Origin of the sequence: Streptomyces sp. NBC_00322 (assembly GCF_036147535.1) — a bacterium.
Taxonomy (GTDB): domain Bacteria; phylum Actinomycetota; class Actinomycetes; order Streptomycetales; family Streptomycetaceae; genus Streptomyces.
Window position 1 is genome coordinate 2,279,700 of the sequence record NZ_CP108019.1, and the last position, 11,778, is coordinate 2,291,477.

General features: G+C 69.4%; 8 protein-coding genes. 4 read left to right on the plus strand and 4 right to left on the minus strand.

What is annotated here, in order from left to right:
- The first annotated feature begins 58 nt into the window (after positions 1–58).
- The 4 genes from OG905_RS10345 (at position 59) to OG905_RS10360 (ending at position 5,592) form a co-directional block, all read left to right on the plus strand.
- Positions 59–1,333 (plus strand): ribonuclease D, encoded by a 1,275-nt coding sequence (locus OG905_RS10345; RefSeq protein ID WP_328667436.1) that lies wholly within the window; start codon positions 59–61, stop codon positions 1,331–1,333.
- A gap of 434 nt (positions 1,334–1,767) precedes the next feature.
- Positions 1,768–2,988 carry a thiolase family protein gene (locus tag OG905_RS10350; protein ID WP_328667437.1) on the plus strand — a complete coding sequence of 407 codons (1,221 nt, stop codon included), beginning with the start codon at positions 1,768–1,770 and terminating at the stop codon, positions 2,986–2,988.
- The gene (locus OG905_RS10355) at positions 2,985–5,111 is read left to right on the plus strand and encodes a 3-hydroxyacyl-CoA dehydrogenase NAD-binding domain-containing protein (protein ID WP_328667438.1); all 2,127 of its coding nucleotides are present in this window, start codon (positions 2,985–2,987) and stop codon (positions 5,109–5,111) included. Before OG905_RS10350 ends, OG905_RS10355 begins: the two co-directional genes overlap by 4 nt.
- 94 nt (positions 5,112–5,205) lie before the next feature.
- Positions 5,206–5,592: an NTP pyrophosphohydrolase gene (locus OG905_RS10360; protein ID WP_328667439.1), complete on the plus strand. Its 387-nt coding sequence runs from the start codon at positions 5,206–5,208 to the stop codon at positions 5,590–5,592.
- A gap of 71 nt (positions 5,593–5,663) precedes the next feature.
- Here OG905_RS10360 and OG905_RS10365 read toward each other — a convergent pair whose 3' ends face one another.
- From OG905_RS10365 to OG905_RS10380, 4 genes are all read right to left on the minus strand, one after another.
- On the minus strand, positions 5,664–7,181 hold the full coding sequence (locus tag OG905_RS10365; protein ID WP_328667440.1) for an amino acid permease: 1,518 nt from the start codon (positions 7,179–7,181) through the stop codon (positions 5,664–5,666).
- A 313-nt stretch (positions 7,182–7,494) separates the two neighbouring features.
- Complete coding sequence (dxs, locus tag OG905_RS10370; protein ID WP_328667441.1) at positions 7,495–9,408, minus strand: 1-deoxy-D-xylulose-5-phosphate synthase; 1,914 nt, start codon at positions 9,406–9,408, stop codon at positions 7,495–7,497.
- Between the two features lie 165 nt (positions 9,409–9,573).
- Positions 9,574–10,863, minus strand: coding sequence for a sugar ABC transporter permease (locus OG905_RS10375; protein WP_328667442.1), 1,290 nt, complete (start codon positions 10,861–10,863; stop codon positions 9,574–9,576).
- Positions 10,860–11,648 (minus strand): ATP-binding cassette domain-containing protein, encoded by a 789-nt coding sequence (locus OG905_RS10380; RefSeq protein ID WP_142213160.1) that lies wholly within the window; start codon positions 11,646–11,648, stop codon positions 10,860–10,862. Before OG905_RS10380 ends, OG905_RS10375 begins: the two co-directional genes overlap by 4 nt.
- Positions 11,649–11,778 lie beyond the last annotated feature (130 nt).

Here is an 11,778-nt window from a genome sequence, read left to right on the forward strand (position 1 = left end):
GCCCGTCGACGGAACGTTCCGTCGACGGGCGCCTTCCGTTCACGGATACCCTTGACACGTGACCGACGCCCAAGAGACCGCAGCAGAGACCGCACTGCGAACCACCGGGGGCGCTCCCCCGGACGACGTCGAACCGGCGCCGATTCCCTTGCTGGAGCCCCGCGAAGGCATTCCTCCGGTGGTCGCGGACGACGCCGCGCTCGCCGAGGTGATCGCCGCGTTCGCCTCCGGCACCGGCCCCGTGGCCGTCGACGCCGAGCGCGCGTCCGGCTACCGCTACGGCCAGCGCGCCTATCTCGTACAGCTGCGCCGCGAGGGCGCGGGCAGTGCGCTGATCGACCCCGTCGGCTGTCCCGATCTCTCCGGGCTCGGCGAGGTGCTGGCCGGCACGGAGTGGATTCTGCACGCGGCCACCCAGGACCTTCCCTGCCTGCGCGAAATAGGCATGATTCCCACCCGGCTCTTCGACACCGAGCTGGCCGGGCGGCTCGCGGGCTTTCCGCGGGTGGGGCTCGGCGCGATGGTCGAGTCCGTCCTCGGCTACGCCCTGGAAAAGGGCCACTCGGCCGTCGACTGGTCGACCCGCCCGCTCCCCGAGCCGTGGCTGCGGTACGCCGCGCTCGACGTGGAGCTGCTGGTCGATCTGCGCGACGCGCTGGAGAAGGAGCTGGACCGGCAGGGCAAGCTGGAGTGGGCGCACCAGGAGTTCGACGCGATCGCCTCGGCCCCGCCCGCTCCCCCGCGCAAGGATCCCTGGCGCCGTACGTCCGGCATGCACAAGGTGCGCCGTCGTCGCCAGATGGCCGTCGTACGGGAGCTGTGGAACGCCCGCGACGCGGTGGCGCAGCGGCGCGACGTGTCGCCGGGCAAGGTGCTCAGCGATGCCGCGATCGTCGAGGCCTCCCTCGCTGTGCCGGCGAACGTGCAGGCGCTCACCGCACTGCCGGGATTCGGCCACCGGATGGGGCGGCGTCAGCTGGAGCAGTGGCAGGCGGCCGTCGACCGTGCGAAGGCGCTGCCCGACGCCGATCTGCCGCAGCCCGGCCAGCCGCTGAACGGTCCGCCGCCGCCGCGTTCCTGGGCGGACAAGGACCCGGCGGCCGCTGCCCGGCTCTCCGCGGCGCGCGCGGCCGTGTCCGCGCTTGCCGAGGAGCTGAACATGCCGCAGGAGAACCTGATCACGCCGGACACGGTGCGGCGGGTGTGCTGGGAGCCGCCGGCGGAGATCGGCGAGGATGCCGTGGCAGAAGCCCTGGCCTCGTACGGCGCGCGCCGCTGGCAGATCGAGCAGGTGGCGCCGCTGCTGGTCGAGGCGCTGGCGGCACAGGCCTGACGCCTGCGGCGGGGTTGTCCCCGCCCCGCCCTTTCCCGCTGTGACATTGTGCGGCTCCGCCGCGTGGGGGGCGCTGCCCCCGGACCCCGCGCCTCAAACTCCCCCAGACTTCGTCCGGGGGGACCCCCACGGGGCTGAGTATTCAGCCCGTCCGGCGTTTGAGGACATGCGGCCGAAGGTCGCGTACGGGGTCCGGGGCGGAGCCCTGGTTACGGGATGGGGGTACCTCCCACGGCCGCCAGGCCGTAGGGGGAGGGCGGGTAGGGGACAAGGCCCGCCGCAGGCGACCCCCGCCCCGGACCCCGTGTGACGTTCGCCGCTCCCGCCGCTGGGGCTGTGCACGATGGTTACCCGCAAGTAGCATGAGGGAAGGAAGCGGGCGCTTAGCCGCGTGCCCGCAGCAGTGCCATCCCGCACCCTGGAGGAGAGCCATCGTGCCTCGTACCGTCAGGGACGTCGTCTTCGTCGACGGCGTCCGCACCCCGTTCGGCAAGGCGGGCCCGAAGGGCATTTACCACGAGACCCGTGCCGACGATCTCGTTGTGAAGGCCATCCGGGAGCTGCTGCGCCGCAACCCCGGCCTGGACCCCAAGAAGATCGACGAGGTCGCCATCGCCGCGACCACGCAGATCGGCGACCAGGGCCTCACCCTCGGCCGCACCGCCGGCATCCTCGCGGGTCTGCCGCAGTCCGTTCCCGGGTACTCCATCGACCGCATGTGCGCGGGCGCGATGACCGCCGTGACGACGACCGCCGGTTCGATCGCCTTCGGGGCGTACGACGTCGTGATCGCCGGTGGCGTCGAGCACATGGGCCGTCACCCCATGGGCGAGGGCGTCGACCCGAACCCGCGGTTCGTGAGCGAGAAGCTCGTCGACGAGTCCGCCCTCTTCATGGGCATGACCGCCGAGAACCTGCACGACCGCTACCCGACCATCACCAAGCAGCGCGCCGACGAGTACGCCGTGCGCTCGCAGGAGAAGGCCGCGAAGGCGTACGCCAACGGCAAGATCCAGCAGGACCTGGTGCCGGTCTCCGTACGCCGCACCAACGCCGAGGCGGGCGAGACCGGTTGGGGCCTGGCCACCGCCGACGAGCCGATGCGTCCGGGCACGACCCTGGAGTCGCTCGCGGGCCTGAAGACGCCGTTCCGTGCGCACGGCCGGGTCACCGCGGGCAACGCCGCCGGTCTCAACGACGGCGCCACCGCCTCGCTCCTCGCCTCCGAGGACGTCGCTCGCGAGCTGGGCCTGCCGGTCAAGATGCGGCTCGTCTCCTACGCGTACGCCGGTGTCGAGCCCGAGGTCATGGGCTACGGCCCGATCCCGTCGACCGAGAAGGCCCTCGCCAAGGCGGGTCTGTCGATCGACGACATCGGCCTGTTCGAGATCAACGAGGCCTTCGCCGTCCAGGTGCTGGCCTTCCTCGAGCACTACGGCATCGCGGACGACGACGCGCGCGTCAACCAGTACGGCGGCGCCATCGCCTACGGCCACCCGCTGGCCTCCTCCGGTGTGCGTCTGATGACGCAGCTGGCGCGGCAGTTCGAGGAGCAGCCGCACGTCCGCTACGGCCTGACCACCATGTGCGTCGGCTTCGGCATGGGCGCGACGGTCATCTGGGAGAACCCGCACTTCGACGGAGGCACCAAGTGAGCACCACCGAACTCCTGAAGGGCGCGGCCGAGCTCTTCCCCGACGAGGTCGTCACGCAGGCGCACGTACGCCACCTCGACCTCCCGGCCGGCGCGGGCAACTTCGCGCTCATCACGCTGGACAACGGCCTGGACCACACCAAGCCGACCACCTTCGGCCCCCAGTCGCTGGCGAACCTGAACGCCGCCGTCGACCAGGTCGAGGCCGAGGCGGCCAACGGCGACATCGTCGGCGTCGGCATCACCGGCAAGCCGTTCATCTTCGCCGTCGGCGCCGACCTCAAGGGCGTCGAGCTGCTGAAGCGGCACGAGGACGCGCTCGCCATCGGCAAGGGCGGCCACGACGTCTTCAAGCGTCTGTCCGGCCTCGCGGTCCCGACGTTCGCGTACTACAACGGCGCGGCGATGGGCGGCGGTGTCGAGGTCGGTCTGCACTGCTCGTACCGCACCGTCTCCAAGGCGATCCCGGCCTTCTCGCTGCCCGAGGTCTTCCTCGGTCTCGTCCCGGGCTGGGGCGGCTGCGCGATCCTGCCGAACCTGATCGGCGCCGACAAGGCCGTCTCGGTGATCATCGAGAACTCGCTCAACCAGAACAAGCAGCTCAGGGGCAAGCAGGTCTTCGAGCTCGGCATCGCCGACGCGATCTTCGAGGGCGCGGACTTCCTGGAGCAGTCGCTGATCTGGACGGCGTCCGTTCTCAAGGGTGACCTCACGGTCGAGCGTCCCGAGGTCGACCGCGGCGAGGCCTGGGACCAGGCCGTCGAGCGCGGCCGCTTCATCGCCGACTCCAAGGTGCACGGCGCGGCACCGGCCGCCTACCGCGCGCTGGACATCATCGCCGCCGCCAAGAGCGGCGACCTGCAGGCCGGCTTCGACGCCGAGGACACCGCCCTCGCGGACCTGATCATGGGCGGCGAGCTGCGCAGCGGCATCTACGCCTTCAACCTGGTCCAGAAGCGCGGCAAGCGCCCGGCGGGCGCCCCGGACAAGAACCTGGCCCGCCCGGTCACCAAGGTCGGCGTCGTCGGCGCCGGTCTGATGGCCTCTCAGCTGGCGCTGCTCTTCCTGCGTCGCCTGGAGGTGCCGGTCGTGCTGACCGACATCGACCAGGAGCGCGTAGACAAGGGTGTGGGCTACGTCCACGCCGAGATCGAGAAGCTGCTCGGCAAGGGCCGTATCAACCAGGACAAGGCCAACCGCCTCAAGGGCCTGGTCACCGGTGTGCTGGACAAGGCCGAGGGATTCTCCGACGCCGACTTCATCATCGAAGCCGTCTTCGAGGAGATCGGCGTCAAGCAGCAGGTGTTCGCGGAGGTCGAGGCGGTCGCCCCGGCGCACGCGATCCTCGCCACCAACACCTCCTCGCTGTCGGTCACCGAGATGGCCTCCAAGCTCCAGCACCCGGAGCGCGTGGTCGGCTTCCACTTCTTCAACCCCGTCGCGATCCTCCCGCTGCTGGAGATCGTCCGCGGCGAGAAGACGGACGACGCGGCCCTCGCCACCGCCTTCGGCGTGGCGAGGAAGCTGAAGAAGACCGCCGTCCTGGTCAAGGACGCCCCGGCCTTCGTGGTCAACCGCATCCTGACCCGCTTCATGGGCGAGATCCAGAACGTCATCGACGAGGGCACCCCGGTCGAGGTGGCCGAGAAGGCCGTCGAGCCGCTGGGTCTGCCGATGTCGCCGCTGGTCCTGCTGGAGCTCGTCGGCCCCGCCATCGGTCTGCATGTCTCCGAGACCCTCAACCGGGCCTTCCCGGACCGCTTCACGGTCTCCGAGAACCTGGCCGCTGTCGTCAAGGCGGGCAAGCGCGGCTTCTACGTCTACGACTCCGGCAAGCCGGAGCTGGACCCGGAGGTCGCCGCTCTCCTCAAGCAGGGCGATGCCGTCCTGACCGAGGAGCAGACCCGCGAGCGCGTGCTCGACGCGGTGGCGCAGGAGATCGGTCTGATGCTTCAGGAGGGTGTCGTGGCCGAGGCCCAGGACATCGACCTCTGCCTGATCACGGGCGCCGGCTGGCCCTTCCACCTGGGCGGCATCACGCCGTACCTGGACCGTGAGGGTGTCTCCCAGCGCGTGAACGGCAAGCCGTTCCTGGCGCAGGGCGTCGCGAGCGTCCCGGCGTAACACCGGCCGTCATCGCACGAACGGGCCGTACGGGGCTTCCCGTACGGCCCGTTCGGCGTTCCCGCGACGGATCGTGCCGTGCGAAGCTGTGCGCATGCGTGCGCTGGTGATCATCGACGCGGCGAATGTGGTCGGCTCGGTCCCGGACGGCTGGTGGCGCGACCGGCGCGGGGCGGCCGAGCGGCTGCGCGACCGGCTGGCGGCCTTCGCCCCGGCCGGGGTGCCGGGGCATCCCGGTCCGGTGGAGCTGGTACTCGTCGTGGAGGGCGCGGCCCGCGGAGTGGAGAGCGTGCCGGACGTACGAGTCGAGTCCGCGCCCGGCAGCGGTGACGACCTGATCGTGGAGCTGGCGTCCGCCCGTGAGACAGGCCGGGCGTGTGTGGTGGTCACGGCGGACCGGGAGTTGAGACGGCGCGTGGAGGCGCACGGGGCGCAGTGTCTGGGGCCGCGGGCCGTTCAGCCGCCCGGAGACCGTACGTAACGCCCGGCGCCGCGGGCCCTGTTGGAACAGGGCGTACGGGCCGGGCGCATCAGGATCCGGAGCCGAGCCGTCTAGAACATGGCGTCCTTGCCCATCTTGCCGAGGCGGCTGTTCCTTCGCCCGTAGAGGAAGTACACGACGAAGCCGATCAGCATCCAGACGGCGAAGCGGAGCCATGTCTCGCCCGGCAGGTTCAGCATCAGCCAGAACGATGCGGCGATCGACAGGATCGGGATGAACGGCACCCACGGCGTGCGGAAGGCGCGGTGCAGATCGGGACGGGTGCGGCGCAGGACCATCACGCCGACGGCCACGACGACGAACGCGAAGAGGGTGCCGATGTTCACCAGGGTCGCGAGCTCGTTGATGCTGGTGAAGCCCGCGATGATGGCGATGATGGTGCCAAGGAGGATGGTCGGACGGTACGGGGTCCTGAAGCGCGGGTGCGTGATGGAGAAGAAGCGCGGCAGCAGACCGTCGCGGCTCATCGCGAAGAACACACGCGTCTGCCCGAGCAGCAGGATCAGACACACGGTGGTGAGACCGACGGCGGCGCCGAAGCTGATCACACCGGCATACCAGGGGTGCCCGACGGACTTGAAGGCGTCCGCCAGGGGGGCGCTGACGGACAGTTTGGTGTAGTGCTGCATACCGGTCACGACGAGCGCGACGGCCACGTAGAGCACGGTGCAGATCAGGAGCGAGCCCAGGATGCCGCGCGGCATGTCGCGCTGCGGGAGCTTGGTCTCCTCGGCGGCGGTGGCCACCACGTCGAAGCCGATGAAGGCGAAGAAGACGACGGAGGCGGCGGTGAAGATGCCCATGACACCGAAGTTGGTGGCTTCGTAACCGAAGATCAGCTGAAGCATAGGGGCGTCTTCCCAGCCCAGCCCGCCCTCCGGGGTGACCGCGTCGGGGATGAACGGCGAGTAGTTGTCGCCCACGATGAAGAACAGCCCCGCGATGATCACGATCATGACCACCGTCACCTTGATGGCCACGACGACCGCGGTGATGTTGGCGGACAGCTTCATGCCGACCACCAGGATCGCGGTCAGCACCAGGACCAGCAGGAAGGCCAGGATGTCGAATGTGCCGCCCGGCACGTCGGGTCCTTCCAGCGCATTCGCCAGATGCCAGTTCGCGTTGTCCATCAAGGAGCGCACATAGCCGGACCAGCCGACCGCGACGACGGCGGTGCCCAGCGCGAATTCGAGGACGAGGTCCCAGCCGATGATCCAGGCGGGCAGCTCACCGATGGAGGCGTAGGCGAAGGTGTACGCCGACCCGGCCACCGGGACGGTCGAGGCGAACTCTGCGTAGCACAGGGCCGCCAGCGCACAGACGATGCCGGCGGCGACGAAGGCCAGCGCGGTCGCAGGTCCCGCGTTCTCCTTGGCCACCTTCCCGGTGAGGACGAAGATGCCGGTGCCGATGATGACACCGACGCCGAAGACGGTCAGATCCCATGCCGAGAGGGATTTCTTGAGGGCATGCTCCGGTTCTTCGGTGTCGCGGATCGACTGCTCGACCGTCTTGGTCCTGAACAGCCCGTTCCCGCGCGGGCCCGTGTCCTGCTGCGTACTCACCGGCGTACCTCCACGCACTCGTCGTGAACGCCATGATTGGGACATCGGCGGCCCGACAGAGCTCCGTACGGGTGGATTTCACGCGAATGGGCCGGTCGGACCACCCATACAGGGTGACCCACCGGCCCATCGGCGCCACGAAAACCAGGACCTAGGGCCTGTCGTTTGGATCAGGCCGGATCAGGGAGCGGGGTCTGGTGCGTGCGATCGCAAGGCGGAGGAAGAAGCCGACGCGGAGCGTCGGCGACTGACGACAACGCAGCGAGCGTGCGTGCCAGGGCACGCGAGCCCGGCAAGATCCGAACGACAGGCCCTAGTCGCGGGCGGGCTCCACCGACTCGCTCTCGAACCGGCCGTCCAGCTTGGCCACCAGGCCGGTCACCTGACGGGCGATGTCCGGTGCGGTCAGACCGATCTCCACCAGGACCTCCTTGCGGGAGGCGTGGTCGAGGAAGCGCGGCGGGATGCCGAAGTCGCGTAGCGGTACGTCGACACCGGCGTCGCGCAGCGCCTGGGAGACGGCCGATCCGACGCCTCCGACACGGCTGTTGTCCTCGACGGTGACGACCACGCGGTGCTGCTCGGCGAGCGGCGCGAGCGCCTCGTCGACGGGCTTGACCCAGCGCGGGTCGACGACGGTGGTCGAGATGCCCTGGGCGTCGAGCAGGCCGGCGATCTCCAGGCACATCGGGGCGAGCGCGCCGACGGAGACCAGCAGCACGTCCGGCCGGTCGGTGCCCGCGTTGCGTAGTACGTCCATGCCGCCGACCTTGCCGACGGCCTTCACGGCGGGGCCGACCGCGCCCTTGGAGAAGCGCACCACGGTGGGCGCGTCGTCCACCTCGACGGCCTCGCGCAGCTGGGCGCGGACCTGGTCGGCATCGCGCGGGGCCGCGATCCGCAGACCCGGGACGACCTGAAGGATCGACATGTCCCACATGCCGTTGTGCGAGGCGCCGTCCGTGCCGGTGACACCCGCGCGGTCGAGCACGAAGGTCACTCCGCACTTGTGCAGGGCCACGTCCATAAGCACCTGGTCGAAGGCGCGGTTGAGGAAGGTGGCGTACACGGCGAAGACGGGGTGCAGTCCGCCGGTCGCGAGGCCGGCGGCGGACACCGCGCCATGCTGCTCGGCGATGCCGACGTCGTAGACCCGGTCGGGGAAGGCCTTGGCGAACTTGTCGAGGCCGACCGGCTGCAGCATCGCCGCGGTGATCGCGACGAGGTCCCTCCGCTCCTTGCCGAGCTCGACCATCTCCTCGCCGAAGACGGAGGTCCAGTCGAGGCCCGAGGTGGAGATCGGCAGGCCGGTGTCCGGGTGGATCTTGCCGACGGCGTGGAAGCGGTCCGCCTCGTCCTGGAGGGCGGGCTGGTAGCCGCGGCCCTTCTCGGTGAGGCAGTGGACGATGACGGGGCCGCCGAAGCGCTTGGCGCGGGCGAGCGCGGACTCCAGGGCCTCGATGTCGTGGCCGTCGATGGGGCCGACGTACTTCAGGCCGAGGTCCTCGAACATGCCCTGCGGGGCGATGAAGTCCTTCAGGCCCTTCTTGGCGCCGTGCAGGGTCTCGTAGAGCGGCTTCCCGACGACGGGGGTGCGCTCCAGGATGTCCTTGCCGCGGGCCAGGAAGCGCTCATAGCCGTCGGTCGTACGCAGCGTGGCGAGGTGGTTGGCGAGCCCGCCGATCGTGGGGGCGTACGAGCGCTCGTTGTCGTTGACGACGATCACCAGGGGGCGGTCCTTGGCGGCCGCGATGTTGTTCAGCGCCTCCCAGGCCATGCCGCCGGTGAGTGCCCCGTCGCCGATGACGGCTACGACGTGGTCGTCCTTCTTCAGCACCTCGTTGGCCTTGGCGAGACCGTCGGCCCAGCCGAGGACGGTGGAGGCGTGGGAGTTCTCGATGATGTCGTGCTCGGACTCGGCACGCGCCGGGTAGCCCGACAGGCCGCCCTTCATCTTGAGCCGGGAGAAGTCCTGGCGCCCGGTCAGAAGCTTGTGCACGTAGCTCTGGTGGCCCGTGTCGAAGAGGACCTTGTCCTTCGGCGAGTCGAAGACACGGTGCAGGGCGATCGTCAGCTCCACCACGCCGAGGTTGGGACCGAGGTGGCCACCGGTCTTGGAGACCGCGTCCACGAGGAAGGTCCTGATCTCGGCGGCCAGCTGGTCGAGCTGCTCCGGACTGAGCCGGTCCAGGTCGCGCGGTCCCGTGATGCGGGTCAGCAGGGCCACCCGTGCCTCCTTGCAGTTGAGCGGTCTAGCGTGCCGGTCTGCCGAGTCTAATGTTCCGCCTGCTGCGGACGTCATCGGGCGGTGCGATCTACATCACGCAAACGGGTGATTACACAGAGGTGCCCGGCACCGCGAGCGGTGCCGGGCACTCCTGCGAGGCCGTGGTCAGGCGCGGCCCGCTGTCTTCTGGGTCTTCCGGGTGACGGAGTCGATCACCACGGTCGCCAGCAGGACGCCGCCAGTGATCATGTACTGGATCGGAGTGGCGATGCCTTCCAGCGCCAGCCCGTACTGGATCGAGACGATCACCATGACACCGAGCAGCGCGTTCCACGTCCGGCCGCGACCGCCGAAGAGGCTGGTGCCGCCGATGACGGCCGCCGCGATGACGTTCATCAGCAGGTCACCGGCGCCGGCGCTCTGGTTGGCCGCCGCGATCTTGGATGCCCAGAACAGTCCGCCGACGGCGGCGAAGGTGCCCGCGATCGAGAAGACCGAGATCCGGACCGCCGTGACGTTGATACCCGCTCGGCGGGAGGCCTCGACGCTGCCGCCGAGCGCGAAGATCTTTCGGCCGTACGTGGTGCGCCGGAGCACGAAGTCCGTCACGACCAGCACCACCAGGAACAGGACCAGCGCCAGCGGCAGGCCCTTGTACTCGTTGAACATGACAGCGGCGGCAAAGGCCACCACGGCGAGCAGAATCGTACGCACCACGATGTCGACGAGCGGCCGCGACGGAACGCCGGCGGCCTCACGGCGACGGGCGTCGAAGAAGGCCGAGAAGAAGAACCCGGCTACCGCGACCGCAGCGAGGCCGTAGGCGGCCGCCACGTCGGAGAAGTAGTACGTGGTCAGCTTGCCGACCACACCGTCGCTGTCCAGGTTGATCGTGCCCTGGTCGCCGAGGAGCTGGAGCATGAAGCCCAGCCAGAAGAGCAGGCCGGCCAGCGTGACGGCGAACGCGGGTGCGCCGATCCGGGCGAAGAAGAAGCCGTGGAGTGCGCCGATGGCCGCGCCGCTCGCGAGCGCGATGATGACCGCGAGCCACTCGTTCATGCCGTGGGTGACGGTCAGTACCGCGACGATCGCGCCGGAGACACCGCTGACCGAGCCGACCGACAGGTCGATCTCGCCCAGCAGCAGCACGAAGATGATGCCGACGGCCATCATGCCGGTGGCGACCATCGCGACGGCGATGTTGCTGAGGTTCTGCGCGGAGAGGAAGTTGGAGTTCAGGCTCTGGAAGACGATGGCGATGATGATCAGGCCGATCACCACCGGGATCGAGCCCAGGTCGCCGGAGTGCAGCTTGCGCTTGAACTCCACGAGGTAACCGGCGAAGCCCTGCTCACGCACCAGCAGCCGCGGGTCGACCGCGGTGACGGCCCCGTGCTTCTCGGCCTCCGGGTTCACGACAACGTCGGTGGGAGTGGAGGTCTTGTCGATGTTCACTTCTGAACCTCCGTGGTGCGCGCCGCACGACGGGTCACGGCGTTGTCCGTGGCACCGGTGATGGCGGAAATGATCTCTTCCTGCGAGGTGGTCCTGACCTCGAAGACGCCGTTGTTCCTGCCGAGGCGGAGCACGGCGACCTTGTCGGCGACGGCCTTCACATCGGCCATGTTGTGGCTGATGAGGATGACCGCGTGACCGCGTTCGCGCAGCCGCTCGACGAGGTCGAGGACCTGGGCGGTCTGCTCGACGCCGAGCGCTGCCGTCGGCTCGTCGAGGATGACGAGCTTGGGCTCGCCGAGCATCGAACGGGCGATGGCCACGGTCTGGCGCTGACCGCCGGAGAGTGAGGCGATCGGGATACGCACGCTGGGGATGCGGATCGACAGGGTGTCGAGCAGCTCGCGGGCGCGGCGCTCCATCTCGACCTCGTTGAGGACGCCGCGCTTGCGGATCTCCCGGCCCAGGTAGAGGTTGCCGACGACGTCGATGTTGTCGCACAGCGCGAGGTCCTGGTAGACGGTCGCGATGCCGAGGTTCTGGGCGTCGTGCGGCCGGTTGATCTGGACCTTGCTGCCGTCCCACTCGATGACGCCCTCATCGATGGGGTGTACGCCGGCGATCGTCTTGACCAGCGTGGACTTTCCGGCTCCGTTGTCGCCCACCAGGGCGACCACTTCACCGGCATGGACCTCAAGCTCTACATCGGTGAGCGCCTGAACGGCACCGAATCGCTTGGAGACCCCGCGCAACGCCAGCACGGGCGTAGCGGACACGTGAACCATCTCCTTCGCCGCCTGACCGGCGGGGATGCCGCGCCGGGGGAACGGGCGCGGAGGTTGAGCAGAAGCGAACAGTTGGAAGAAGCGTTTCTGTCCGGCACCCCGCCCCGGTAGCGGGGGCTGAAAAGGGGGC

Coding starts and splice junctions, on each gene's coding strand:
- OG905_RS10360 (WP_328667439.1), top strand. CDS start 5,206: ATGCGTGCGCTGGTGATCATCGACGCGGCGAATGTGGTCGGCTCGGTC.
- OG905_RS10380 (WP_142213160.1), bottom strand. CDS start 11,648: ATGGTTCACGTGTCCGCTACGCCCGTGCTGGCGTTGCGCGGGGTCTCC.